Raw genomic sequence first — 23,190 nt, forward strand, 5'->3', positions numbered from 1 at the left:
GTCCCTTGCTGGTTGGCTGATCCATCAGCCTAGAACGAGGGGGTCAGCTTGTCACCGCCTGGTGACAATTTCACTTCGGCTTTTGATCTAGATCGATCTTGCGGGAACGCCTCGCTCGCCTCCCTCACGCCCTCGCCCGCTTGGCGCCAACGCGCCCGCCCGCCATGATGGTGGCATTCATAAATTGCGGGAGACTTGGGGATGAACCAGACACCACGCGCACCGGCGCCGCTGACGACGATCGGCGGGCGCTCCGTGCTGTTCGTGATGGCGGCGGACGCGGAATACGGGCCGCATCTGCGGGAGCGGTTCACGCCCTTCATGACCGGCGTGGGGCCGGTGGAGGCGGCGGTGGAGCTCACCGCGGCATTGGCGGAGCTTGCGGCGCGCGGGCAACGGCCGGACCTGGTGGTGTCGCTGGGCTCGGCGGGCAGCCGGGAGCTCGAGCAGACCGAGGTCTATCAGGCGACCTCGGTGGCCTACCGCGACATGGACGCCTCGCCGCTCGGCTTCCAGAAAGGCGTCACGCCCTTTCTCGACCTGCCGGACATCCTGCCCCTGCCGCTGCGCATTCCCGAGATTCCCGAGGCGTCGCTCTCCACCGGCGCCAACATCGTCTCGGGCGCGGCCTATGCCGCCATCGCCGCCGACATGGTGGACATGGAGAGCTACGCCTGCCTGCGCGCCTGCACCCGCTTCGACGTGCCGCTGGTGGTGCTTCGCGGCATCTCGGACGGCAAGGCGGAGCTCAACCACGTCGACGACTGGACGGAGTATCTCCACGTCATCGACGAGAAACTGGCCACCGCCGTGGACCGGCTGGGCGAGGCGCTCGGCGAGGGCTTATTGGCGGGCTGAGGCGCCACCGTCGAGGCCATGGGCGCGGCGCGTCACGGCGTGTTCACCAGCGCCATGTGCAGTAGCGGATAGGGCTTGCCCAAGCCGTCGAGCGCTGAGCGATCGGTGACGGAAAACCCCTTGTGCCGGTAGAAGCCCAGCGCCTGTGGGTTCTGTTCGTTGACGTCCACCCGGGAGGCGTCCTGGGCGGTCACCGCGTCATCCAGCAACAGGGAGCCGATGCCGGCGCCGCGCGCCTGCGGCGCGACGAACAGCATCTCGATCTTGCCGCCTTGCACGCCGCAGAAGCCCAGGATGTCACCGCCCTCGCCCTTGACGCAGGTCAGGTCGAGGGCGCCGAAATACTTCTCGTAGATGAGCGGCTTCAGCTCCAGCAGGTCGTCTTCCCGCAGGAAGTCGTGCGTTGCCCTGACCGAGGCCTCCCAGACCTCCAGCAGCTCGCGGTAGTCTTCCTTTTCCACACTCTCGACGTACATCCCACACTCCCCTGTTTCTTGTTCCCTATCCGCCATGGCGTCGTGCGCCGCCTCGTGGCGGCCGGGTCGAGACAAGGGCCCGGCTCGGGCGACGTCGCGGCGGCTGGCGCGCCGATAAAAGACGCCATGCCGCCCACTGCTGTCAACCGACGCCACCGTATCCCGCACTCGTGGAGGCCATTCCCATGACATCGTCGAATCCCCTGACCGACCGGCTGGGCATCCAGCCAATCATCCAGGCGCCCATGGCCGGCGTGGCCACCCCGGCGCTGGCGGCGGCCGTGTCGAATGCCGGCGGCCTGGGCTCGCTGGGGATCGGCGCCAGCGGCGTCGATAAGGCTCGGGCGATGATCGAGCGCACCCGGGCGCTGACGCCCCGCCCGTTCAACGTCAACGTCTTCTGCCATGCCCCCGCGCAGCGCGACCCGGCCCGGGAGGCGGCCTGGCTGTCGCACCTGGCGCCGCTGTTCCGGGCATACGATCGCGAGCCGCCGGCGGGGCTCGACGAGATCTACCGCAGCTTCGTGGAGGACGAGGCGGCCTTCGAGATGCTGCTCGAGACGCGCCCCGCCGTGGTCAGCTTTCACTTCGGCTTGCCGCCCGAGGAGTGGATACGCGCGCTGCGCGAGGCCGGCATCTACACGCTGGCGACGGCGACGAAACTGCGGGAGGCGGGCGAGATCCAGGCAGCGGGCGTCGACGCCATCGTGGCCCAGGGCGATGAGGCGGGCGGGCACCGCGGCTGCTTCGATCCGGCGGCGGACGATGAGCGGCTGAGCACCGCCGTGCTCGTTCGCCGGCTGGTCAGGGAGATGGACCTGCCGATCGTCGCGGCCGGCGGCATCATGGATGGCCAGGGCATCCGCTCGGCCCTGGCGCTGGGCGCCTGCGCCGCCCAGCTGGGAACGGCCTTTATCCTGTGCCCGGAATCGGCGGCCAACGAGGGCTATCGCGCGGCCCTCAAGAGCGAGCGCGCCGAGACGACCCGCATGACCACGGCGCTGTCCGGGCGCCCGGCGCGCGGCATCCTCAATCGCCTGATGCGCCATGCCGAGGCCACGCCCGATGCCACGACCGGGGCAACGCTCAAGGTCAGGCCGCCCGCCTATCCGCTGGCGTACGACGCGGCCAAGCGGCTCAACGCGGCGGCGGCCGAGCGCGGCGATCATGACTTCGCGGCCCACTGGGCCGGACAGGGCGCGCCGCTGGCGCGCGAACTCCCCGCCGGCGAGCTGGTGAGCCGGCTGCTTCGGGAGTGGCGAGACGGCGCCTGACGGCACGGGCACGGCCGTTCCCGAGTGCCCCGCGGCTCGGTCGTCGTTGAGCAGGCCCGGGGTGTCGGCGGCTGGCCGAGGCTTTAGGATGAGAGGCGACCCTTCGGCATCGAGCTCAAGGAGGCGCCATGCCTGCCACCCGCACGACCTCCCCCGCCCTGGAGCGGGTCCACCTGGTCTGGGACCTGCTCGTCATCGTGCTGGTGATCGCCAACCTGGCGCTGCTGCTGTTCGACAGCCTCTACCTGCTGCCGCCGCTCAACGCCGCCTTCGAGGCCGTGGCCCCGGGCCTGCACGCCGCCTACGAGCGGCACATCCATGCCAACTTCCTCACCATCGACCTGGCGTTCGTGTCGATCTTCCTGCTCGACGTCCTGCTGGGCTGGGCGGTGGCCATCGCCGAGCGCCACTACCATCGCTGGTTCTTCTACCCCTTCGTGCACTGGTACGACGTGCTCGGCTGCATCCCGATGGGCGGCTTCCGGCTGCTGCGCATCCTGCGCGTCATCTCGCTGCTGCACCGCCTGCAGCGCATGGGGCTGATCGACGTGCGCCGCTGGTACCTCTACAGCGTGGTCGCCAAGTACTACGACATCCTGCTCGAGGAGCTCACCGACCGCATCGCCGTCCGCATGCTCGACAACGTGCAGCGGGAGATCCGCCAGAGCGACAGGCTCTCCGCCCCGCTGATGGATCGGGTAGTGCGGCCCCGCAAGCAGGCGCTGATCCACGAGATCGGCCAGCGGCTGGAGGCCATGGCGGGCGACGCCTATGCCCACAACCGCGACGACACCCTGCGCTACGTGCGCGGGCTGGTCGGCCGCACCCTGGCGGAGAGCCCGGAGCTCAAGCGGCTCGGGCGCCTGCCGCTGGGCGGGCAGCTGACACGGGGGCTCGAGGCCTCGCTCTCGGACCTCGCCTGCCGCCTGGTCGACGAGGCCCTGGCGGGCCTCAAGTCGGCGGAGTTCTCCGCCCTGGTGGAGCACCTGGCCGAGAGCGGCTTCGATGCCTGGCTGCGCACCGACCCCGAGACCGAGCGGATCACCGAGCAGGTGCTGGTGGACATGCTGGAGCTGCTCAAGGAGCAGATCGCGGTGAAGGGCTGGCAGCACCGCTATCAGTGAGCCCGGCTCTCTCGCCCTCAGGCCGTGAGCGCCGGCTGGGGGCTCGCCGGCGAGGACGCCTGCAACCGGGCGATCAGCTCATCCACCCGGCGCTCGGCCGCGGCGCGGGAGGCGGCCAGCCGCTCCCCGCCCTCTTCCTGGTGCTCGATGGCCACGCGGTGGATCCGGGTGATGCCGATGAACCCCAGCACCGTGGCAAGCCCCGGCTCGAGGTGGTTCATGTGCGCCAGCGCGCCGCCGGGCTCGAAGCCGGCGCCGCCCCGCGAGGCCAGGATGACGGCGTGGCGCGGGCGGTCGTCCAGCAGGGGGATGAAGGGATCGTCCGGCCGGCTGGGGTCATACTCCACCGTGCGGCCCATGCGCACGACCTGGTCCACCCAGGCCTTCAGCGCTGCCGGCATGCCGAAGTTGTAGAGCGGCGCGCCGATCACCACGACATCGGCGGCCCTCAGTTCGTCGATCAGCCGGTCGCTCTCGGCCAGCACTTCCGCCATCCAGGGTGCCTGGCGCTCGGCGGGCGTGAAGGCGGCCTGGATCCAGCGCTGATCGATGAAGGCGGGCGGGGTGGCGCCCACGTCGCGATGGGTCACGGTAGCCTCCGGCTGGCGGGCCTGCCAGCCGGCGACGAAGCGGTGGGTCAGGAGACGGCTGAGGGAGCCGTGCTCATCGATGCCGGCGAGGCCGGGGCGGGCGCTGGCGTCCAGTTGCAGGAGGTGGGTCATGTCGGGCTCCTTGTCTTGTGAGTTGAACTCACTCATCGTGGATGAGGTATATCGAGCCTATGTCCTGCCATGAAGGGTCACAAACGATGAATACTTGCCAATACAGATGAGTTAAATTCACTCATGAGCCCTCGCCGACTCCCTTCGCTTTCGGCCCTGCGGGCCTTCGAGGCCGCCGCCCGCCATCAGAGCGCCAAGCAGGCGGCCGATGAGCTGTCCGTCACGGCCACGGCCATCAGCCATCACATCCGCGGCCTGGAGGACGCCCTTCAGGTGGACCTCTTCGTGCGCCGGCCCCGGCAGCTAGTGCTGACCGCGAAGGGGCAGGCGCTCTTCCAGACTCTGGAGGCCGCGTTCGACAGCATCGACGAGACCGTCACGCGGCTGAAGGCGCCGCCCGCGCGCCAGGCGGCCACGCTCTCCACCACCCCGGCGGTGGCCGTGCGCTGGCTGCTGCCCTGGGTGTGCCGGCTGACGGAGGCGCACCCGCACATCGACCTGCGCATTCACGCCACCCACGAGCCGGTGACGCTGGACGGCGTGACCGCCGACCTGGCGATCCGCTATGGCGACGGCCGCTGGCCCGGGCTGGTGGCGGAGAAGCTCTTCGACAACGCCTTCGTCCCGACCTGCAGCCCGGGACTCCACCTGACCGACCCGGCCGAGCTCCCCGAGCACCCCCTGATCCACTTCCGCCCCCAGGGCGCCTCGGTGACGCCCATGGACTGGGCCGGCTGGCAGAAGCGCGCCGCGGTGCCGGGGCTGGACGTGAACGCCGGGCTGGTGTTCTCCGACGAGACCCACGCCATCTCCGCCGCCATCGGCGGCCAGGGGGTGGCCCTGATGAGCCGGCCGCTGATCGCCGACGAGCTGGCGGAGGGGCGGCTGGTGCAGCCCTTCGGGCCGGTGCTGGAAGGCAAGCCCTTCTACCTGGTCTATCCGGAGCACCGCCGAGATGACCCGACCCTGCGGGCGATCCGCGACTGGGTTCTGGGCGTGCCGATCGGGCTGTGTCACCCGAATCCTACGACGGGCCGCCCGGACGACGACGAAGGCGGGGAGCGCCAGCCCCCGAGCTGAGGGCCTTGGCGCCTGGGACGCCGTCAGCGCTTGCACGCCGCGGGCGGATGGCCCTGGCGGCGGACCTGCTATGCCAGCCCGAGGCGACGGTGAGCCGCGTGGCGGAGCAGGTCGGCTATGCGACGCCCTATGCCTTCAGCGCCGCCTTCAAGCGGGTGCGCGGCGTCAGCCCGACCCGGTACCGGGCCCAGGCCCGCTAGGCTGATGGCTGGCGGATCGCCGCCTTCATCGCCTGGCGCAGGTCGCGCAGCGTCTCATCCAGCCAGTCACGAAAGGCAACGACTCGCGGGGCATCCGCCGCCTCCGGCAGGCTGACCAGAAAGTGGCTGAACTCGGTGCGCCGCCAGGGGCGCAAGGCCACGACCTCACCGCGCGCGATCGCCTCCTGGGCCAGCGACAGCCGTGACAGGCACAACCCCAGGCCCTGGCGGCAGGCGGTGAGCGCCAGCCCGCTGTCCGAGACCGTGAGCCGTCGCAGCTCCTCGGGCGCATGCAGCCCCGCCTCGCGCCACCATGGGCGCCAGTGGCTCCAGGGCTCAGTGGGCAAGGCGCTCGCGTCCTCGATGAAGCAGGCATGCCGCCAATCGTCGGGCAGCCTTTTCCCATCCGCCGGGGCCAGTACCGTGATGGCATCGTCGAGCAGCGGTGCGACATGCAGGCCATGGTAGTCGCCGTTGCCGAACCGGATCGCGAGATCGACCTGGCCGCTGCGCAGGTCGGCGAGCCGGTTGTCGCCCACTAGCGTGAGCTCCAGCCCCGGGTGGCGACGCTGCAGGTCGCCTACCCGCGGCATCAGCGCGTGTTGCAGGAAGGCCTGGGGCGCCGACACTCGCAGCGGACCGTCGAGACTCGGCTGGCCAAGCTCTCGGGTGGCGCGATCGATGAGGGTGAAGGCCTCGGCGATGCGCGCCTGGTAGCGCACGCCGGCCTCGGTGAGCACCACCCCGCGCACCTTGCGCTCGAACAGGGGCAGGCCCAGGCTCTCCTCCAGGGCCTTGATGCGATGACTGACGGCGGCGGCGGTGACATGCAGCTCGTCGGCGGCCGCGCTGAAGCTGCCATGACGCGCCGCCGCCTCGAAGGCACGCAGGGTGGGCAAGGGGAGTCGTGAGGCGGGCGACATGACTTACTCCAGCTAAGCCGATGGGCGATTAACGATACGTTGTTGTTACCTCTGTTAGGCCGATAATGCCAGTCATTCCCCCACGATCAGGAGCACTGACATGCCTGGCACTCTCTACCGGTTGGCCTCGTTCACCCAGGACCCCGAGGGCGGCAACCCTGCCGGCGTCTGGATCGGCGACGCCCTGCCCGACGCGGCGACCATGCGTAACATCGCCGCCGAGGTAGGCTATTCCGAAACGGCCTTCCTCGGCCCGGAACATGACGGCGTGCGCACGGTGAGGTACTACAGCCCCGAGGCCGAGGTCAGCTTCTGTGGCCATGCCACCGTGGCCGCCGGAGTGGTGCTGGGTCGCCTCAATGGGGCAGGCACCTACCGGCTCGCCACGGCGGTCGGCGAGGTGCCGGTGTCGGTCGAACGGGTCGACGGCGACTGGCATGCCGCGCTGGTCTCGGTGGCCCCCGAACAGCGAGCCGTCTCCCCGGCCTTGGTCGAGGCGGCACTGACGAGTCTCGGCTGGGCGGCTGCCGAGCTGGACCCGGAGCTGCCTCCGGCCCTGGCCTATGCCGGCGCCTGGCACCTGGTGCTGGCCGTCGCGTCCAGGGCGCGGCTCGATGAGCTGTCCTACGACTTCGCGTCTCTCAAGGCTCTGATGCTGCGTGAGAACCTCACCACGCTCCAGCTCGTGTGGCGGGAATCGGCGACATGCTTCCATGTTCGCGATCCGTTTCCGGTTGGCGGGGTCATCGAGGATCCGGCCACCGGCGCCGCGGCGGCGGCGCTGGGAGGCTACCTACGCGATGCCGGCTTGATCGAAGCCCCCGCCCGGTTGACGCTGCGGCAGGGCGAAGCGATGGGCCGGCCGAGTCGGCTCGAGGTCGAGGTGCCGGCCACCGGGGGCATCGTGGTCTCGGGCACCGCGGTGTCGCTCCAGGCGCCCTAGGAGCTGACCGCGGGCGATTCGGCGTCACCCTTTTGCACTGGGCGATATGGCCCGGGTAGAAGGGCGACAGAGCGAGACCGCCATGAGGGGGCAGCAGCGGCACCCTCAACTGCGCCGGGCGGCGGGCGGCTCGCCCAGGTCGTGGGCGCCGCCATGGGCGGTGTCGCTGTCGCACAGCCGGTGGTCGCCGAGCACCTCGATGATGCGGCAGCTCTCCACCTTCCCGCCGGCGCACTGGCCGATCATGCGCTGGAGCTCGTCGCGCAGCGCGGCGAGGCGCTGCAGCCGCGACTCCACCTCCTCCAGGTGGTGCTTGGCGAGGGCGTCGACCTCGTCGCAGCACATGTCGGGGCGGTCCGACATCGCCAAGAGCTCGCGCACCGCCTCCACCGAGAAGCCGAAGTCCCGGGCGTGGCGGATGAAGGTGAGCCGCCGCACGGCCTGCTCGCCGAAGCGGCGCTGCCCGCCCTCGGTCCGCGAGGCGGCCTGCAGCAGTCCGATCTGCTCGTAGTAGCGCACGGTTTCCGGCTGGCAGCCGGCCCGCCGGGCCAGCGCGCCGATGCCGATGGTGGGGGACATCTCCGTCATGGGGGCTCCTCGCTGCAGGGGGTGAGCGTTTTTGCTCGGATCTGTGACGTCAGACCTGTCACGTCAGACCGTCACTTGAACCTGTAGTTGCTACAGGGTTTAGGCTTGAGACGTTACCCCACGCAGAGGAGCCCCGCCATGGCCACATCGGCACCCACCTCCACCGCCGCGACCCTGACGCTGCGCGTCGAGGGCATGGACTGCGGCGGCTGCGAGCACAAGGTCGAGTCGGCGCTGGGTCGTCTGGAGGGCATCGCGGAGGTCTCGGCCAGCTCGGTCACCGGCTCGGTCAAGCTGCATCACCCATCACATGCCGCGCCCTCCCGCGACGCGATCGAGCGCACGATTCATGAGCTCGGCTACCGCCTGATCAGCGAAGAGGAGGCGGCCGCGCCGGACGCCCCGGCGCCCTGGTGGCGCACCGCCAAGGGGCGGCTGGTACTCGTCACCGGCGGCCTGCTCGTGCTGGCCTTCGCGCTGCGCCTGGCCTGGCCGGCGCTCGGCCAGTGGCCCTTCGTCGCCGCCACCGCGGTGGGGCTGGTGCCCATCCTGCAGGGTGCCTGGGGCGCGCTGAAGCAGCGCAACCCCTTCACCATCGAGATGCTGATGAGCATCGCCGCGCTGGGAGCGCTGGCCATCGACGCCGCCGCCGAGGCCGCGGTGGTGGTCTTCCTGTTCGCCGTGGGCGAACTGCTGGAGGGCGTGGCCGCCTCCCGGGCGCGGCGCAGCATCTCGGCGCTGGCGGACCTCACGCCCTCGACGGCGCGGCTGCTGGAGGGCGACGACACTCGCGAAGTGCCGGCCGCTACCCTCGCACCCGGCCAGCGGGTGCTGATCCGGCCGGGCGATCGGGTGCCCTGCGACGGGCGCATCCTCGCCGGCGCCTCCGAGCTCGACGAGTCGCCGATCAACGGCGAGTCGGTGCCCCGGGCGCGGGCGCCGGGCGACGACGTCTTCGCCGGCACCGTGAACCTGGAGGCCGCCCTGGAGGTGGAGGTGACGCGGCGCGCCGAGGACAACACCATCGCCCGGGTCATCCGCCTGGTCGAGGAGGCCCAGGCCGCCAAGGCGCCGGTCGCCCGCTTCATCGATCGCTTCGCGCGCTACTACATGCCGGCGGTGATCGGGCTCGCCCTGCTGATGGCCGTGGCGCCGCCGCTGGTCGCGGGCATGGCCTGGTCGGAGGCGATCTACCGGGCACTGGCGCTGCTGCTGATCGCCTGCCCCTGCGCGCTGGTGATCTCGACCCCGGCGGCGATCGCCGCCGGGCTCTCGACCGGCGCCCGCCGCGGCCTGCTGATCAAGGGCGGCGCGGTGCTGGAGCAGCTCGGACGGCTCAAGCTGGTGGCGCTGGACAAGACCGGCACGCTGACGGAGGGCCGCCCGCGCGTCACCGACGTGGAGGCCCTGGATGCCGGGCACGACGAGGGCGAGATCCTGCGCCTCGCCGCGGCACTCGAGCGCGACTCCAGCCACCCCATCGCCGCAGCCATCCTGGCCCACGCCGAGCAGCAGGGGCTCACGGTGCCCTGGGCGAGCGACGGCCGCGCCCTGGCCGGTCGCGGCATCGCCGGCTGGGTCGAGGAGCGCGAGCTCTCGCTGGTCACCCCGCGCCACCTGGCCGAGCATGGTGAAGGAATCGGCGAGGATCTCAACGCGCGGATCGCCGAGCTTGAGCAGACGGGCAAGAGCCTCGCGGTGCTGGTCGAGGGCCAGCGGGCGCTGGGGCTGATCGCCGTGCGCGACGAGCCCCGCGAGGATGCCCGCCAGGGACTCGCGGCGCTGTCGCGCCTCGGCGTGCGGGCGGTGATGCTCAGCGGCGACAACGCCCGCACCGCCACCGCCATCGGCGAGCAGCTGGGCATCGAGGCCCACGGCGAGCTGATGCCCGGGGACAAGGCCCATCGCGTGCGGGAGTGGCAGGCCGCCGGCGAGGGACCGATCGGCAAGGTGGGCGACGGCATCAACGACGCCCCGGCGCTGGCCACCGCCGAGGTGGGCATCGCCATGGGCGGCGGCACCGACGTGGCGCTGGAGACGGCGGACGCGGCGCTGCTCAAGGACCGCGTCAGCGGCATCGCCGAGCTGATCGACCTCTCCCGGGCCACGCTGCGCAACATCAAGACCAACGTCGCCCTGGCGCTGGGCCTGAAGGCGGTGTTCCTGGTCACCACGGCACTCGGCATCACCGGCATGTGGATCGCGGTGATGGCGGATACCGGCGCCACGGTGCTGGTGACGCTCAACGCCATGCGCCTGCTCGGCTACCGCTTCTCGCCGGGGCCCGGGTAGAACACCACCCTGCCCTCGATCTCCTTGAGGCTCTCGAGCGGGCTCTCGTAGCTCCAGGCCACGTCCTCGTGCTCGCCGAAGGCGAAGTAGCTGGCCTCGCCCTTGAAGGGGCAGTGGGTACTGGTCTCGGTGGGCGTCAGCCGGTCCATGCGCACGTCCTCCCGGGGCAGGTAAAGCCGGGGCGGGTAGCCGGTCTCGCGCAGCTCGATGGCGCGGGTGGTGTCGGCGAGCAGGGTGCCGTCGATGACGACCCGCACCCGGCGCTCGTGCGGATGCAGCGTGATGCGGGGCTCGGAGGTATCGGCCATGGTCGTCTCCTCTGGGCGTAACGAAGATGCCGGCAGAGTAGCATTACGGTGCCGAAGGGCGCCCGCTCTGCCGCTGCGGCGCGCCGGATCGCGATGGCAAGCATCGTCGGGCTGATCCTCAGGGCATCCAAAGAAAAGAGTTGGCGCCCTTGATAACCCGCTCCGTCGCTCGCAGGTCTTGGGGTAACACTCCGAGAGCGGGCTATCCTCACAGGACCCGCTCTCACATCGGAAGGAGCACCTGATGAGCAATCGAGACGCCTACGAGCAGAAGCTGCGCGCCAAGCTGGACGAACTGCAGGCCGAGGTGGAGAAGCTGAAGGCCCGCGCCCGAAGCGCCGAGGCGGATGCGCGCATCGACCGGGAGGAGGAGATCGATCGGCTCGAGGCCCGCCGCGAGGAGATGCGCCGAAAGCTCGAGGAGCTCCGCCACTCCGGCGACGAGGCCTGGGACGACATCCGCGCCGGCGCGGAACGCGCCTGGGAATCCCTGAGCGACGCGATCGAGAAGGCGCGTTCGCGCTTCAACAAGTAACGTCCGCCTTATTCCGACCGCAGGACGCACGACGCCCGCCCGACCTCACGGTCGAGCGGGCGTTTTGGTTGCCCAGGCGGGGTGTTCCTCAGGCGCTCGGCTTCGCGTGATAGGTGATCCCCTCGGCGTGCACGCCGTCGGCATCCGCCTCGATCTGGCCGGCCCGGCGAGAGGCGGAGTGCGAATCACACGCGAAGACAATCTCAAATAATTGATAAAAAAGGGAAAAATTGACCGGGAAGACGGTTGACCCTAGGATGCCTCGTTCATTCTCCGCCGCCAGGACGCCGCCCCATGAAAGGCCACCAAGAGATCATCGATGCCCTGAACGGCCTGCTCGCCGCCGAGCTGGCCGCCATGGACCAGTACTTCGTCCATGCCGAGATGTATGCCGACATGGGCCTCTCCAAGCTCCATGCGCGCATCGCGCACGAGTTCGACGACGAAAAGGGGCATGCCAAGCAGCTGATCGAGCGCATCCTCTTCCTGGAGGGCAAGCCGGACATGCACACCCGCACCCCGGTGCGCATCGGCCAGGACGTGGAGGAGATGCTCGGCAATGATCTCCAGCTGGAGTACGAGGTGGGCGACGCCCTGAAAGCCGCGATCGCACTGTGCGAGCGGGAGCGCGACTACCAGACCCGCGCCGTGCTCCAGCAGCTGCTCGAGGACACCGAGCAGGATCACGCCCACTGGCTGGAGCAGCAGCTGCGGCTGATCAAGCTGCTGGGACGGGAGAACTACCTGGTCGCCCAGATGTGATGCTCCTCGAGCGGGACGGTCCCGCCCATCAGCGACTCGCCAGGACCCGCGCCCGCTCTCGGCGGTAGGCCGCGGCGTGCTCGGCCGGATCGGCGGGCAGGCGGCCAAGCGCGACGGCCAGCTCGAAGAAGCCCGCCCGGGGCAGCTCGCCGCGGCGGCTGACCACCAGGGCGGCGATCAGCGGACGACCGGCGGTCGCGTCCTCGCGCATCAGCGCCTCGAGGGCCTGGGCGACACGCTGGATGATGCGCGGCGGGGCGAGGCCCATCGCCTCGGCGGCCTGCTGGTAGGTCACCGGCAACTGCGCCTCGGGCAGGCGCTCGAGCCAGGCGCGCAGGCGCGGCGGCAGCTCGGGGTCGGGCCTCGTCGGCGAGGCGGTCGTGGGAGGAACGGTCATCGAGGGCATGGCAACGGCTCGCAGGTCGGTGGAAAGGGATCACGAAGACCAGCGGCAGCGTACCCGGGGTAAGGTGGCGCGTCGACGCCATCGAGGCGATGATCGACAACGAGGGCGACAGGCGGCGAGCACTGGACGCACCGCCCCAGGTTGTGGGCATCATGGGCCTGTTCTCGGGCTGGCCGGCGACCGTGACCCTCCACGGCAACCGTCTCCCTCCACCCCGTTTCCCGACGCCCCACGAGGATCGCCATGACGTCACACCGCACGCCCTCCGCCCGCCAGGGCCGGGGCGCCGCCTTCAAGGTCGCCATCGCCGGGGGCATCCTGGCCGGCCTGGCCGGACTCTCCATGGCCGGCGCCGGGCCGGCCTACCGCCTGGCGCTGCTCTCGCTGGGCGAGGCCTTCGGCCTCCTGCGCTACGGGGCGCTCGTCGCCCTCGGTGCCGCCGGGCTGGGCGCGGTGGGCCTGCTGATCGCAGCCGTCACCCGCCGCGCCCTGGCGGCGCTGCTCGCCGCGCTGGTGATCCTGGCCGGCATGGCGCTGGTCGCGGTGCCCTGGCAGCAGCTGCAGCAGGCGCGCACGGTGCCGCCCATCCACGACATCACCACCGATCTCGAGGCGCCGCCGGTCTTCGAGACACTGGCCGAGGCGCGCCAGGCCGCGCCCAACGCCGTGGCCTATCCCGGCGAGGCCACCGCGAAGCAGCAGCGCGAAGGCTATCCGGAGCTCGGGCCGCTGGTGCTCCGGGCACCGCTTCCCGAGGTGCGCAACGCCGTCGAGGCGGTGGCCCGGGAGGCCGGCTGGACGATCGCCGAGGTGGGAGGCGACCGGCTCGAGGCCACCGACACGACCTTCTGGTTCGGCTTCAAGGACGACGTGGTGATCCGCCTGCGCGAGACCGACGGCGGCGTGCGGGTGGACATGCGCTCCGCCTCGCGGGTCGGCACCAGCGACGTGGGCACCAACGCGGCGCGCATCCGGGCCACCTTCGAGGCCCTGGAGGCGCGGGTCGGCGGCTGAGCCGGCACGGCGATCCTCACCCGTAGCAGGTGCGAGCGGCGGCCAGATGGCCGCCGCTCGTCGTTCGGGGGTTCCCCTCGATCACGCTCACTTCATCTCGAAGCCGCGCTCGACCAGGAACGGGCGCATGTGCGGGCGCAGCTTGGTGTCGAACAGCGGGGTGAGGTTGTGGGACCAGTCGCTCTGCTTGGTGCCGCCCTTCCGCGACCGGTAGTAGGCCTGCATGGTCTCGTCGAAGGCGGCGACCTCCTCCCGGTCGTCACGGTAGGTGTCCTGCTTGAGGATCGCCGCCACCGGCAGGCGCGGCTTCACGTCCGGCTGGTGGGCGGGATAGCCCAGGCACATGCCGAACACCGGGTAGACATGATCGGGCAGGCCGAGCAGCTCGCTGACCTGCTGGGGGTCGTTGCGGATGCCGCCGATGTAGCAGATGCCGAGCCCCTCGGACTCCGCGGCGACGGCAACGTTCTGGGCCATCAGGGCGGTATCGACGCTGGCCACCAGCAGCTGCTCGGTCATGCCGCGTACCACCCGCGCGCCGGTGCGCTCGGCGGCCTCGGTGGGTCGCTTCATGTCGGCGCAGAACACCAGGAAGGCGCCGGCGCTCGCCACGTAGCCCTGGCCGCCGGCGAGCTCGGCGATCGCCTCGCGGTTGGCGGGGTCGGTCACGTGAATGACGCTGTAGGCCTGCACGTGGCTGGAGGTGGCCGCGGCCTGGCCGGCGCTGACCAGCTCCTCGAGCAGCGCGCGGGAGACCGGCTGGTCGGTGAACTTGCGGATCGAGCGGTGGGACTTGAGCAGTTCGATGGTGGGATTCATGACGTCTCCTCGACGATGAGCATGGAACGGCGGCGCCCGGGCCGGCAGCGGCCCGGGCGACCAGAATACCTAGCCAGCTTACTATCTTTCGGGCTCCCGTCGCGCTCATCCGACGCCAGGGCGTGAGCAGCGACCTCGACCGGCCCCGAAAAATACTTGTACAACACCGATACATGGACAACACTAATATAGAAAATTCACTCCCCAGGCCCGCCTTGGCGACGAACGGCCAGGTCCAGGATCACCAGGAGATGTCCCATGGGACGCTGCGCAAGAAGGAACGGACACTGCGGTCGCTGTGAACGGGCGCTGCCCTTCGATTTCACCATGGCCTTCCAGCCGATCGTCGACCTGAAACGGCGACGCGTGCACGCCTACGAGGCGCTGGTGCGGGGCCCCGAGGGAGAGCCGGCGAGCCAGATCCTCGACCAGGTGACCGAGGCACTGCTCTACCGCTTCGACCAGGCGTGCCGCGTCCGGGCCATCGAGCAGGTCAGCGCCCTGGGCATGCAGGAGAGCCTGTCGATCAACTTCCTGCCCAACGCCGTCTACGAGCCCGAGGCGTGCATCCAGGCCACGCTGGAGGTCTCGAGACGGGTGGGCTGGCCACTGGACCGGCTGATCTTCGAGGTCGTCGAGTCGGAGCGGATCCAGGACCATGCCCACCTGAGCGCCATCATCACCGCCTATCGCCGCATGGGCTTCCGGGTCGCCCTGGACGACTTCGGCACCGGCCACGCCAACCTCGACGTGCTGATCTCCCAGCGGCCCGACAAGCTGAAGATCGACCGCCAGCTGGTGATGGGCTGCGACACCGACCCGCGCCGCCAGGCCCTGCTGCGGGCGCTGATCGACCTGACGCGCCCGCTGGCGATCGACCTGATCGCCGAGGGCATCGAGACGGCCGCGGAGGCGCGCTGGCTTTACGCGGCGGGCATCTCCCTGCAGCAGGGCTACTACTTCGCTCGCCCGGCCCTGAACGCCCTGGCACAGGGGGTCGAGGCGCGCCTGGCGGCGGTGCTCGATGCCCCCGTATCCATCGAAGACGCGCCCATGCGGGCCGCCGGAGCCTTCTCATGATCCCGTTCCTCGAGCCCTTCGACACCACGGAGACGGTGATCCGCGCCGCCCCCATCGGCATCTGCATCACCGACGCCGAGGGGCGTTTCGAGATGGTCAATCCCGCCTACTGCGAATTCTACGGCTATCGCGAGGAGGAGCTGCTGGGGCAGCCCTTCACCCTGGTGGTGCCCGCGGCCGATCGCGCCCGGATGAACGACCTGCATGCGCGCTTCATCGCCGGCGACAGCGCCTTGGAGGACACCCAGGAGTGCGAGGTGCAGGGCAAGGATGGCCGGCCGAGAAGCATCCTGGCCAAGGCCGCCCGCATCCATGACGGCCAGGGCCGGGTGAAGAAGGTCACCTTCGTGGTCGACATCACCGAGCGCAAGGCCATGGAGCAGCGCCTCGCGTACCTGGCCCATCATGACGAGCTCACCGGCCTGCTCAACCGCCGGGCGGGGCTCGATCTGCTCGAGGAGGAGATCCGCCGCAGCCGCCGCTACGGCACGCCGCTGTGCGTGGCGAACTGCGACCTGGACCACTTCAAGCGGGTCAACGACCGCCACGGCCATGCGGTGGGCGATCGGGTGCTGCGCGAGGCCGGCGCGCTGATGCAGGCGACCATGCGCCGGCACGATCACGTCATTCGCCTGGGCGGCGAGGAGTTCCTGCTGCTGCTGCCCGGCGTGCCCCGGGAGGAGGCGAGCCAGGCCGTGGAACGCCTGCGCGCGCAGCTGGCCTCGACACCGATCACCGACGAGAGAATACCGCTGACGCTCTCGGCCGGGGTCGCCCAGCTGGCAGGCGATGAGCCGGCCGATGCCCTGCTGGAGCGGGCCGACCGCGCCCTCTACGACGCCAAGCATGCGGGGCGCAACCGGGTGCAGGAGACCGCCGACGCGCGGCCGGTCGGCGAGCCGGTCTCCTGATTGTCGCGCGGCGCCATCAGGGGCCAGGCGTCGCGCCCGCCCCACCCCGGCCGGGCGAGCGTGCTAGGCTCGCCCTTTTCATGAAGGAGCCCCGCCCGTGCACCCCGACGACCTCGAGAAACTGGTCACCCTGCGCATGCCCTTCGGCAAGCACGCGGGATGTCTGATCGCCGACCTGCCCGGCCCCTACCTCGCCTGGTTCGCCCGCGAGGGCTTTTCCGATGGCCAGATCGGCCGCCTGCTTCAGCTGATGCACGAGATCGACCACAACGGGCTGAACGGGCTGCTCGATCCCCTGCGACAGCGCGGCTGAGCCCCGTGGCGCTCATCGACGACTCGCCGGGGGAGGTGCGATGGCAAACGAGCGGTGAGTGGCTTCCAGGCGGCGGGTCATCAGCCGCCAGCGGCCACCGTGCGGGCAGCCGGGCCAGGGCACCAGTGGCAGGGAGGCGAGTTCGCGAAAGCCCAGGCGGTGGTAGAACGCGCCGGCTCGGCGGTTCTCCTCGGCGACGATCAGGCTCAGCTCCTGGCAGCCGGCCGCGATCGCCGAGGCCTCGGCCTGGGCCATCAGCAGGCGCCCGACGCCCTTGCGGCGTGCCGCCGGCAGGGTCGCGATGCCGTTGATGTACCAGCTGCCCGGCACCAGCGCCTCGAGGCGCAGCAGGGGCTGGACGGGAGCGGGGGCGTCGTCCAGCGCCTCGAGCCCGCCATCGTCGGGGAGCCGGTAGGCGAGGATCATTCCCACGACACGCCCGCGCGCGATGCACACCCGGGCATGGCGATAGCTGAACCCGCCCTCCTCGCGACCGGCACGCTGCGCGCCGATCGCCAGGGCCGCGGCCCCACCCTGGGCCATCTGGCCCCACAGGTATTCGGGCAGCCCCTCTCCCGCCAGGTTGATCAGGTGGGCCAGATCCCGGGCATCGGCCCGGGTGGCATCGCGCAGTCGCATCATCGTCTCACGCTTTCGCACCGGGCAGGCCGCGGGTCCGCGGCCTGCCCCTTCTTCAGCGTAGCGCCCTCCGACGTCCTCTGCAGGCGACCGTCAGTGGTGCTTCACGCGCCGGATGCGCCAGGCCAGCACGCCGATGATCCCGATGCCCAGCGGGCCCAGCACCCCGGCGGCGATGCTCGGCTCGATGGGCATGCCCAGGGCCGCGGCTCCCTCCAGGCCCAGCTTGCCCAGGCTGATGAGGTAGTAGCTCATGACGATGAGCGAGAGCCCCTCGACCGCCTTCTGGATCTTCAGCTGGCTGCTGGTGCGCTCGTTGAGGCTCTGCAGGATCTCGGAGTTCTGCTCCTCGATCTCCACCTGGGCGCGGGTCCGCAGCAGGTCGTTGAGCCGGGCCACGCTCTCCGCCAGGCTCGCCTGGCGCTGGTTGATGGCGGCGCAGTAGTGCACCGTCGGCCGGAAGCGGCGCAGCATGAAGGTGCCCAGCCGAGGACGGCCGCCGAGGCGCTCCTCGCGCAGCTCCTCGATGCGGGTGAAGACGATCTGCGCGTAGGCCTCGGTGGCGCTGAAGCGCTGACCCGTTCGCGCCGCGCTGCGCTCGAGCCGCGCCGAGAGCGCGGAGATCGCCGCGAGCAGCGGGCGCGGGCTCTCCTCCTTGCCCTGGGTGTTGCGCGTCGAGAGCTCGCCGAGCTCGAGCTTATGGTCGCGCAGCGCCAGGCTCAACTCCTTGGCGACCGGCAGCGCCAGCGACGCCATCATGCGATAGGTCTCGATCTCCAGCAGGCGCCGGGCCATGCGTCCCAGGCGAAAGGCGTTGAGCCCGCGGTTGACCAGCAGCACGCGGTTGATGCCCGAGGCGGTGAGCCGGAAATCGCTCCATGCGATGGCGTCACCGCCGCCGATGCTGGAGCCGGCGGGATCGCGAAAGCCGTAGGCCTCGGGATCGCCCTGCCAGGCCGCCTCCGACTCCACGAGGATCAGGGTCGCGTTGATCAGGGCCGGGTGATGCGCGGCGACGATCCGCGCCAGCGGCGCGGGCGGGGCCGGCCACGGCTCGCGCTGGCCCACGGGCCTCGGCACCAGGAGGGTGAGGGTGAAGAACTCCGTGTGGCGCTCCCACTTCAGGACCTGGTCGCCGAGTTCGATGATCTCCTGGGCGGCCTCGCGATCGGGCGTCCGGCCGGTCAGCTCGGCGAGCCCGTCGAGGATCTCGGCGGCGATCTCGCCCTCGTCCAGGAAGGCGTAGTGGTGAAGGTGTGCCGGCGCCTCGAAGTAGATCGAGGGCCGGGCATGGAGCTCGTTGTGCAAGCGTGCGCGCTGTGGGTGCATGTCGGGGCCTGGAGGGAAGGGGGACCCCGAGACTAGAGCCTGGCGGCAGCCAGGCCAAGCGCGATGCCTCAACGTGATGGGCGACAGGAGCGCGACCGGAACGGCGCCCGCACCTCGGCCTGGATCAGGGCGCGCGCTCGTCGGCGGCCTTGAGGCGGTAGAACTCGGCGACGACCTCGTCCATGGCGGCGGCGTCGTAGTCGCACAGGCCGCTGACCACCAGCTTCTTGGAACCACTGCCGACCGCCTCGCCCCCGGCGGTGATGCGAAACTCCAGCAGCGCATCGCCGCGCTTGCCGGCGACTTCCAGCGAGGAGTCGAGGAGCTCCAGGCTCGGCAGGCGACCGTTCAGCCGATCCAGCGAGAAGCCCATGCTGTCGTAGATCACCAGCGGACGGCGCGGGTTGAACATGACCCCCTGCTCTTCCATCAGCGGCTTGAGGTAGTGGGGGAAGTTCTTGCCCGAGAAGGCCACGTAGCAGCGGGTGAAGGCTTCCACCACGGCCGCGTCGTGGGTCGTCTCGCCGCTGCGGGTGACCTCCAGGTAGCCCTTGCCCTGCTCGTCACAGACGCGAATCAGGCCGTCGTCATCCTCGTGGAAGCACAGCGGCACGCCGTCGCCCACCATGCTCAGGAAGCGGAAGCTCATGTTCTGGGAGAGCCCGTAGTGCGACAGCACCAGCGCGAACAGCAGGTCGCCCGGGACGCAGAAACGTCGGGCATCGACGTTATGGATGGGGTTGAAGTCGCCGGCCACGCGCTTGGCGAAACGGCTGGCCTGCTCGGCGGAGATCCGGATCCAGCCATCCGTGCGCGTGTGGAAATCGTCAAGAAACATGTGTCGTTCGCCTGCCCCGAGTCATTGGCAATCCTTGGTCTCCGGCTGCGGCCGGGAGGGGCAGATGATGCCACAAAATGGCGGCGTGCGCGGCCCGCAACCGAGGCGATTCTGCGTGCGGCGGCGCGCTCTTGACTCATACCAAAGATGCACGGGGTAATAGAGAAGGAGCACACTGCGCTGCAGCACGCTGTGATAACATCGAGGCACTTTTCAACCCTTCCCCCCACCTCTCGCCTCAGGATCATTGCAGCCATGCTGACTCCCTGTCGTTCCCCCCACTGGCCGCGGCAGATCGCCCGTTGGCCGGGCATGCTGATGCTTGCCCTTCTCACCCTTCTGGCCAGCGGACCGGTGCTCGCCGTGACCGGTGAGCTCGACCTGACCGGCTCCTTCGTGGGCCTGCTCGCCGTCGCCATCTTCGTGGTCGCCTACGCCCTGGTGATGGCCGAAGAGAAGATCCACATGCGCAAGTCGAAGCCGGTGCTGGTCGCCGCCGGCATCATCTGGGCGCTGATCGGCTGGGTCTACGTGAAGGCCGGCATGCCCGCCGAGTCGGAGCACGCCTTCCGCATGACCCTGCTCGAGTTCACCGAGCTGATGCTCTTCCTGCTGGTGGCGATGACCTACATCAACGCCCTGGAGGAGCGCCGCGCCTTCGACGCCCTGCGGTCGTGGATGGTCCGCAAGGGCTTCAGCTACCGCTCGCTGTTCTGGATCACCGGCGTGCTGGCCTTCGTCATCTCGCCGATCGCCGACAACCTGACCACCGCCCTGCTGATGTGCGCCGTGGTGACCAAGGTGGCCGAGGGCGACAAGCGCTTCATCAACCTGGCCTGCATCAATATCGTGGTGGCCGCCAACGCCGGCGGCGCCTTCAGCCCCTTCGGCGACATCACCACCCTGATGGTGTGGCAGGCCGGCCTCGTCGAGTTCTACGAGTTCTTCGAGCTGCTGATCCCCTCGCTGATCAACTTCCTGATCCCGGCCGTGGTGATGAGCTGCTTCATCAAGAACCGCAAGCCCGACAGCCTGGAGGAGGACGTCTGGCTCAAGCGCGGCGCGCGGCGCATCATCGCCCTGTTCCTGCTCACCGTGGCCACCGCCGTGGCCTGCCACACCCTGCTGCACCTCCCGCCGGTGCTGGGCATGATGACCGGCCTTGGCTACCTGCAGTTCTTCGGCTACTTCCTGCGTCGCACCCTGCCCCGCTCCCTGGAGCGCAAGCGCACCCACTATACCCAGCGAGGCGACTGGAAGAAGCTCGAGAGCCTGGGCAGCGTGGTGCCTTTCGACGTCTTCAACCGCGTGGCGCGTGCCGAGTGGGATACCCTGCTGTTCTTCTACGGGGTCGTCATGTGCGTCGGAGGCCTTGGCTTCATGGGCTACCTGGGGATGCTGTCCGATGCCCTCTACACCGGCTGGAACGCCACCGGGGCCAACGTCACCCTGGGCGTGCTCTCCGCGGTGGTCGACAACATCCCGGTGATGTTCGCCGTGCTGACCATGGAGCCCGACATGTCCCATGGGCAGTGGCTGCTGATCACCCTGACGGCCGGCGTCGGCGGCAGCCTGCTGTCGATCGGCTCGGCGGCGGGTGTCGCCCTGATGGGCCAGGCCCGCGGCAACTACACCTTCATGGGACACCTGCGCTGGAGTCCGGTGATCGCACTGGGGTACATCGCCAGTGTCCTGGCCCACCTGTGGCTCAACGCCGAGAGCTTCACCGTGATGTGATGGCGCCGCCCGCGCCTATCCATGCCCGAGCCTTCCGGCGGCCTTAGAGCCGCCGGAATTTTTCTTAGCCGTTGAGACTCTTGCCTGTAAATCTCGGTAAAGTGATGTAGCGTATAAGGATGGCGAGTGCCTACGTTCAGAATGGGCTTCGTAGTGCCTATTCGGGCTCGTCGCTGAGTACGCACTAGGATAAAAAACATACAGACCTCATGCTCTGCAGGGAGACGGCATCATCGACTCAGACACACTTCGCGTGTGGGCTACCCTTGCATGGCCCATGAGCCTGTCGCTAACAAGACAACGGGAACCCTTCCCCCGATGCCGGCTTACGTCCTGATCCACTCTCTCAGCGCGACAGCGGCCTTTGCAGAAGGGCACCGACCAGGGAGGCGCTCACGATGGCACGCCTGAGCTCCCTCCTGGCCGCCAGCCTGATGCTGCTGACCAGCGCCCTGGCCAACGCCCAGGAGTTGGCTATCGCGGTGGTGGCTCACCCGGACGTGACCACCCAGCACCTGACGCGTGACACCACTCGCGCCATCTTCGCCATGCGCCAGCGTACCTGGCCCGATGGTCAGGCCGTGCGCGTCTTCGTGCTAGACAACAACCACCCCGTGCATGCGCGCTTTGCCAAGGAGCAGCTGGCCGTCTACCCGCACCAGCTGCAGCTGGCGTGGGACCGCATGGTGTTCTCGGGAACCGGGCAGGCCCCTAATCGGGTGCAGAACCAGCGGGAGATGCTCGAACGCATCGCCACCACGCCTGGCGCCCTGGGATATCTTGAAAGGGAGTACCTGGATGATCGTGTCCAAGTCATTTCAATGGAGTGATGCGCGTTCCGTCACCGCCATCCTGGCCGGACTGGCCCTGAGCCTGGGCCTGCCCGCCGAGGCCAGAAGCGAGGAGCGCGTGCTGGACACCCTGCAGATGCATGGCTTCCTGAGCCAGGCGCTGATCGTCACCGACGACAACAACTTCTTCGGCCCCAGCAGCGAGGGCGAGGGGAGTTACGAGTTCACCGAGATCGGCGCCAACGTCTCGCTGCGTCCCCACGAGGACGTGCTGCTGGCCGCACAGGCCCTGAGCCGTCGCGCCGGGGGAGAGGGCAGCGATGCCCGACCGGTGCTGGACTATGGCATCGTCGATTATCAGGTGCTGTCGAACCAGCAGCGGACCTTTGGCATACAGGTCGGCCGCTTCAAGAACCCGTTCGGCTTCTACAACCAGACTCGCGACGTCGCCTTTACTCGACCCAGCATCCTGCTTCCCCAGTCCATCTACTTTGACCGCACGCGCTCCCTGGGCCTCTCCGCAGACGGCGCCAGCGTGTACGCGGAAGAGCGCTTCGACAGTGGCATCGTGCGTTTCAAGGGCGGCGTGGGCACACCCACGACGCGAGACCTGGGCACTCAGCTCTTCCCGCCCAGCCTTAGCTCCGAGGTGAAGGGTGACACCTCCTCGATTGCGCAGCTCATCTACGAGCACCACAACGGACGCTTCACTGCCGCCTTGAGCACCGCGGATGTCAACCTCGACTTTCAACTTGCCGGCAGCGAGGGTGAGCTGAATTTCCAACCCTGGATCCTGTCCCTGCAATACGACACGGGCAGCTGGGCCCTGACGAGCGAATATGCGCTTCGCAACCTTGATATCACAGGCACTGGGGTCGTCCGCGAATCCGACATTACCGGCGAAAGCTGGTATGTCCAATATTCCAAGCGCTTCCATGACAACTGGCAGTGGCTGCTGCGTTACGACAGCCTGATCAGCGACAGGGACGACCGATCCGGCAGCGAATATGAGGCGCAAGGCCTGGGTCCGGCACACTCGCGATTCGCCGAGGACATCACGCTGGGCCTGCAATGGAACGTCAATCCACGCCTGCTTCTGGCGGCAGAGTACCACCATATCGATGGCACAGGGTGGCTGCCGCTTCAGGATAACCCGGCCCCCTCAGAAACAGAGCGTCACTGGAACATGCTGCTGTTCCAGCTGTCGCTGCGTTTCTGACGCTTCCAT

Annotated in this window: 26 protein-coding genes; 16 read left to right on the forward strand and 10 right to left on the reverse strand. The window is 69.4% G+C overall.

The genetic code is table 11. The features are described from left to right. Positions 1–201 precede the first annotated feature (201 nt). Complete coding sequence (locus tag FIU83_RS14720) at positions 202–858, forward strand: 5'-methylthioadenosine/S-adenosylhomocysteine nucleosidase (RefSeq protein WP_152484739.1); 657 nt, start codon at positions 202–204, stop codon at positions 856–858. Between the two features lie 32 nt (positions 859–890). On the opposite strand, the gene FIU83_RS14725 is transcribed toward FIU83_RS14720, so the two are convergent. Continuing rightward, entirely contained in the window at positions 891–1,334 is a 444-nt protein-coding gene (locus FIU83_RS14725; protein WP_152484740.1) for a GNAT family N-acetyltransferase, read from the reverse strand. 185 nt (positions 1,335–1,519) lie between these two features. Here FIU83_RS14725 and FIU83_RS14730 point away from each other — a divergent pair, with 185 nt between their 5' ends. Beyond that, positions 1,520–2,608, forward strand: a complete 1,089-nt coding sequence (locus FIU83_RS14730; RefSeq protein ID WP_152484741.1) for a nitronate monooxygenase family protein — start codon at positions 1,520–1,522, stop codon at positions 2,606–2,608. 128 nt (positions 2,609–2,736) lie between these two features. Beyond that, entirely contained in the window at positions 2,737–3,732 is a 996-nt protein-coding gene (locus tag FIU83_RS14735) for an ion transporter (RefSeq protein ID WP_152484742.1), read from the forward strand. Positions 3,733–3,749: 17 nt separating this feature from the next. Here FIU83_RS14735 and FIU83_RS14740 read toward each other — a convergent pair whose 3' ends face one another. Then, a complete protein-coding gene (locus FIU83_RS14740; RefSeq protein WP_152484743.1) occupies positions 3,750–4,454 on the reverse strand; it encodes an FMN-dependent NADH-azoreductase in 705 nt (234 codons plus the stop codon). A 123-nt stretch (positions 4,455–4,577) separates the two neighbouring features. Between FIU83_RS14740 and FIU83_RS14745 the strand changes: the two genes are divergently transcribed. Further along, positions 4,578–5,534, forward strand: coding sequence for a LysR substrate-binding domain-containing protein (locus FIU83_RS14745; protein WP_152484744.1), 957 nt, complete (start codon positions 4,578–4,580; stop codon positions 5,532–5,534). Further along, positions 5,465–5,734: a helix-turn-helix domain-containing protein gene (locus FIU83_RS17720; RefSeq protein ID WP_301538563.1), complete on the forward strand. Its 270-nt coding sequence runs from the start codon at positions 5,465–5,467 to the stop codon at positions 5,732–5,734. Before FIU83_RS14745 ends, FIU83_RS17720 begins: the two co-directional genes overlap by 70 nt. On the opposite strand, the gene FIU83_RS14755 is transcribed toward FIU83_RS17720, so the two are convergent. Beyond that, positions 5,731–6,657 carry a LysR substrate-binding domain-containing protein gene (locus tag FIU83_RS14755; protein ID WP_152484746.1) on the reverse strand — a complete coding sequence of 309 codons (927 nt, stop codon included), beginning with the start codon at positions 6,655–6,657 and terminating at the stop codon, positions 5,731–5,733. The genes FIU83_RS17720 and FIU83_RS14755 overlap by 4 nt on opposite strands. Before the next feature lie 100 nt (positions 6,658–6,757). Here FIU83_RS14755 and FIU83_RS14760 point away from each other — a divergent pair, with 100 nt between their 5' ends. Then, entirely contained in the window at positions 6,758–7,600 is an 843-nt protein-coding gene (locus tag FIU83_RS14760; protein ID WP_152484747.1) for a PhzF family phenazine biosynthesis protein, read from the forward strand. 105 nt (positions 7,601–7,705) lie between these two features. Here FIU83_RS14760 and FIU83_RS14765 read toward each other — a convergent pair whose 3' ends face one another. Then, the gene (locus tag FIU83_RS14765) at positions 7,706–8,188 is read right to left on the reverse strand and encodes a helix-turn-helix domain-containing protein (RefSeq protein ID WP_152484748.1); all 483 of its coding nucleotides are present in this window, start codon (positions 8,186–8,188) and stop codon (positions 7,706–7,708) included. 138 nt (positions 8,189–8,326) lie between these two features. On the opposite strand from FIU83_RS14765, the gene FIU83_RS14770 reads away from it, so the two are divergent. Beyond that, complete coding sequence (locus FIU83_RS14770; RefSeq protein WP_152484749.1) at positions 8,327–10,480, forward strand: cation-translocating P-type ATPase; 2,154 nt, start codon at positions 8,327–8,329, stop codon at positions 10,478–10,480. On the opposite strand, the gene FIU83_RS14775 is transcribed toward FIU83_RS14770, so the two are convergent. Beyond that, positions 10,453–10,788 carry a DUF427 domain-containing protein gene (locus FIU83_RS14775; RefSeq protein WP_152484750.1) on the reverse strand — a complete coding sequence of 112 codons (336 nt, stop codon included), beginning with the start codon at positions 10,786–10,788 and terminating at the stop codon, positions 10,453–10,455. The two genes, FIU83_RS14770 and FIU83_RS14775, sit on opposite strands and share 28 nt — an antisense overlap. Positions 10,789–11,032: 244 nt before the next feature. On the opposite strand from FIU83_RS14775, the gene FIU83_RS14780 reads away from it, so the two are divergent. Both FIU83_RS14780 and bfr read left to right on the forward strand, forming a co-directional pair. Next, positions 11,033–11,323, forward strand: coding sequence for a coiled coil domain-containing protein (locus FIU83_RS14780; protein ID WP_152484751.1), 291 nt, complete (start codon positions 11,033–11,035; stop codon positions 11,321–11,323). A gap of 294 nt (positions 11,324–11,617) precedes the next feature. Further along, positions 11,618–12,085: a bacterioferritin gene (gene bfr, locus FIU83_RS14785; protein WP_152484752.1), complete on the forward strand. Its 468-nt coding sequence runs from the start codon at positions 11,618–11,620 to the stop codon at positions 12,083–12,085. Positions 12,086–12,113: 28 nt separating this feature from the next. Here the strand turns inward: bfr and FIU83_RS14790 are convergent, their stop codons facing one another. After that, entirely contained in the window at positions 12,114–12,482 is a 369-nt protein-coding gene (locus tag FIU83_RS14790; RefSeq protein ID WP_152485395.1) for a hypothetical protein, read from the reverse strand. Between the two features lie 252 nt (positions 12,483–12,734). On the opposite strand from FIU83_RS14790, the gene FIU83_RS14795 reads away from it, so the two are divergent. Then, on the forward strand, positions 12,735–13,505 hold the full coding sequence (locus FIU83_RS14795; protein WP_152484753.1) for a DUF1499 domain-containing protein: 771 nt from the start codon (positions 12,735–12,737) through the stop codon (positions 13,503–13,505). A gap of 87 nt (positions 13,506–13,592) precedes the next feature. Here FIU83_RS14795 and nfsA read toward each other — a convergent pair whose 3' ends face one another. Continuing rightward, a complete protein-coding gene (nfsA, locus tag FIU83_RS14800; protein WP_152484754.1) occupies positions 13,593–14,324 on the reverse strand; it encodes an oxygen-insensitive NADPH nitroreductase in 732 nt (243 codons plus the stop codon). A gap of 258 nt (positions 14,325–14,582) precedes the next feature. Between nfsA and FIU83_RS14805 the strand changes: the two genes are divergently transcribed. The 3 genes from FIU83_RS14805 to FIU83_RS14815 all read left to right on the forward strand — a co-directional run bounded on the left by FIU83_RS14805 (position 14,583) and on the right by FIU83_RS14815 (position 16,628). Further along, positions 14,583–15,404 (forward strand): EAL domain-containing protein, encoded by an 822-nt coding sequence (locus tag FIU83_RS14805; protein WP_152484755.1) that lies wholly within the window; start codon positions 14,583–14,585, stop codon positions 15,402–15,404. Then, positions 15,401–16,315 carry a sensor domain-containing diguanylate cyclase gene (locus tag FIU83_RS14810; RefSeq protein ID WP_152484756.1) on the forward strand — a complete coding sequence of 305 codons (915 nt, stop codon included), beginning with the start codon at positions 15,401–15,403 and terminating at the stop codon, positions 16,313–16,315. Before FIU83_RS14805 ends, FIU83_RS14810 begins: the two co-directional genes overlap by 4 nt. Before the next feature lie 97 nt (positions 16,316–16,412). After that, positions 16,413–16,628, forward strand: a complete 216-nt coding sequence (locus FIU83_RS14815) for a DUF3820 family protein (protein WP_152484757.1) — start codon at positions 16,413–16,415, stop codon at positions 16,626–16,628. 12 nt (positions 16,629–16,640) lie between these two features. Here FIU83_RS14815 and FIU83_RS14820 read toward each other — a convergent pair whose 3' ends face one another. The 3 genes from FIU83_RS14820 to FIU83_RS14830 form a co-directional block, all read right to left on the reverse strand. After that, the gene (locus FIU83_RS14820; RefSeq protein ID WP_253939494.1) at positions 16,641–17,270 is read right to left on the reverse strand and encodes a GNAT family N-acetyltransferase; all 630 of its coding nucleotides are present in this window, start codon (positions 17,268–17,270) and stop codon (positions 16,641–16,643) included. Between the two features lie 90 nt (positions 17,271–17,360). After that, entirely contained in the window at positions 17,361–18,596 is a 1,236-nt protein-coding gene (locus tag FIU83_RS14825) for a DUF3422 domain-containing protein (protein WP_152484758.1), read from the reverse strand. Positions 18,597–18,720: 124 nt separating this feature from the next. Next, positions 18,721–19,434: a DUF3581 domain-containing protein gene (locus FIU83_RS14830; RefSeq protein ID WP_152484759.1), complete on the reverse strand. Its 714-nt coding sequence runs from the start codon at positions 19,432–19,434 to the stop codon at positions 18,721–18,723. Positions 19,435–19,752: 318 nt separating this feature from the next. Here FIU83_RS14830 and nhaD point away from each other — a divergent pair, with 318 nt between their 5' ends. From nhaD to FIU83_RS14845, 3 genes are all read left to right on the forward strand, one after another. Continuing rightward, positions 19,753–21,171, forward strand: coding sequence for a sodium:proton antiporter NhaD (nhaD, locus tag FIU83_RS14835; protein WP_253939603.1), 1,419 nt, complete (start codon positions 19,753–19,755; stop codon positions 21,169–21,171). Between the two features lie 398 nt (positions 21,172–21,569). Continuing rightward, the gene (locus FIU83_RS14840) at positions 21,570–22,001 is read left to right on the forward strand and encodes a hypothetical protein (protein ID WP_152484761.1); all 432 of its coding nucleotides are present in this window, start codon (positions 21,570–21,572) and stop codon (positions 21,999–22,001) included. Further along, positions 21,970–23,181: a porin gene (locus tag FIU83_RS14845; RefSeq protein ID WP_152484762.1), complete on the forward strand. Its 1,212-nt coding sequence runs from the start codon at positions 21,970–21,972 to the stop codon at positions 23,179–23,181. Before FIU83_RS14840 ends, FIU83_RS14845 begins: the two co-directional genes overlap by 32 nt. Positions 23,182–23,190: the final 9 nt, after the last annotated feature.

Source organism: Halomonas sp. THAF5a (assembly GCF_009363755.1).
GTDB lineage: Bacteria > Pseudomonadota > Gammaproteobacteria > Pseudomonadales > Halomonadaceae > Halomonas.

Coding starts and splice junctions, on each gene's coding strand:
- FIU83_RS14720 (WP_152484739.1), top strand. CDS start 202: ATGAACCAGACACCACGCGCACCGGCGCCGCTGACGACGATCGGCGGG.
- FIU83_RS14725 (WP_152484740.1), bottom strand. CDS start 1,334: ATGTACGTCGAGAGTGTGGAAAAGGAAGACTACCGCGAGCTGCTGGAG.
- FIU83_RS14730 (WP_152484741.1), top strand. CDS start 1,520: ATGACATCGTCGAATCCCCTGACCGACCGGCTGGGCATCCAGCCAATC.
- FIU83_RS14735 (WP_152484742.1), top strand. CDS start 2,737: ATGCCTGCCACCCGCACGACCTCCCCCGCCCTGGAGCGGGTCCACCTG.
- FIU83_RS14740 (WP_152484743.1), bottom strand. CDS start 4,454: ATGACCCACCTCCTGCAACTGGACGCCAGCGCCCGCCCCGGCCTCGCC.
- FIU83_RS14745 (WP_152484744.1), top strand. CDS start 4,578: ATGAGCCCTCGCCGACTCCCTTCGCTTTCGGCCCTGCGGGCCTTCGAG.
- FIU83_RS14755 (WP_152484746.1), bottom strand. CDS start 6,657: ATGTCGCCCGCCTCACGACTCCCCTTGCCCACCCTGCGTGCCTTCGAG.
- FIU83_RS14760 (WP_152484747.1), top strand. CDS start 6,758: ATGCCTGGCACTCTCTACCGGTTGGCCTCGTTCACCCAGGACCCCGAG.
- FIU83_RS14765 (WP_152484748.1), bottom strand. CDS start 8,188: ATGACGGAGATGTCCCCCACCATCGGCATCGGCGCGCTGGCCCGGCGG.
- FIU83_RS14770 (WP_152484749.1), top strand. CDS start 8,327: ATGGCCACATCGGCACCCACCTCCACCGCCGCGACCCTGACGCTGCGC.
- FIU83_RS14775 (WP_152484750.1), bottom strand. CDS start 10,788: ATGGCCGATACCTCCGAGCCCCGCATCACGCTGCATCCGCACGAGCGC.
- FIU83_RS14780 (WP_152484751.1), top strand. CDS start 11,033: ATGAGCAATCGAGACGCCTACGAGCAGAAGCTGCGCGCCAAGCTGGAC.
- bfr (WP_152484752.1), top strand. CDS start 11,618: ATGAAAGGCCACCAAGAGATCATCGATGCCCTGAACGGCCTGCTCGCC.
- FIU83_RS14790 (WP_152485395.1), bottom strand. CDS start 12,482: ATGACCGTTCCTCCCACGACCGCCTCGCCGACGAGGCCCGACCCCGAG.
- FIU83_RS14795 (WP_152484753.1), top strand. CDS start 12,735: ATGACGTCACACCGCACGCCCTCCGCCCGCCAGGGCCGGGGCGCCGCC.
- nfsA (WP_152484754.1), bottom strand. CDS start 14,324: ATGAATCCCACCATCGAACTGCTCAAGTCCCACCGCTCGATCCGCAAG.
- FIU83_RS14805 (WP_152484755.1), top strand. CDS start 14,583: ATGGGACGCTGCGCAAGAAGGAACGGACACTGCGGTCGCTGTGAACGG.
- FIU83_RS14810 (WP_152484756.1), top strand. CDS start 15,401: ATGATCCCGTTCCTCGAGCCCTTCGACACCACGGAGACGGTGATCCGC.
- FIU83_RS14820 (WP_253939494.1), bottom strand. CDS start 17,270: ATGATGCGACTGCGCGATGCCACCCGGGCCGATGCCCGGGATCTGGCC.
- FIU83_RS14825 (WP_152484758.1), bottom strand. CDS start 18,596: ATGCACCCACAGCGCGCACGCTTGCACAACGAGCTCCATGCCCGGCCC.
- FIU83_RS14830 (WP_152484759.1), bottom strand. CDS start 19,434: ATGTTTCTTGACGATTTCCACACGCGCACGGATGGCTGGATCCGGATC.
- nhaD (WP_253939603.1), top strand. CDS start 19,753: ATGCTTGCCCTTCTCACCCTTCTGGCCAGCGGACCGGTGCTCGCCGTG.
- FIU83_RS14840 (WP_152484761.1), top strand. CDS start 21,570: ATGGCACGCCTGAGCTCCCTCCTGGCCGCCAGCCTGATGCTGCTGACC.
- FIU83_RS14845 (WP_152484762.1), top strand. CDS start 21,970: ATGATCGTGTCCAAGTCATTTCAATGGAGTGATGCGCGTTCCGTCACC.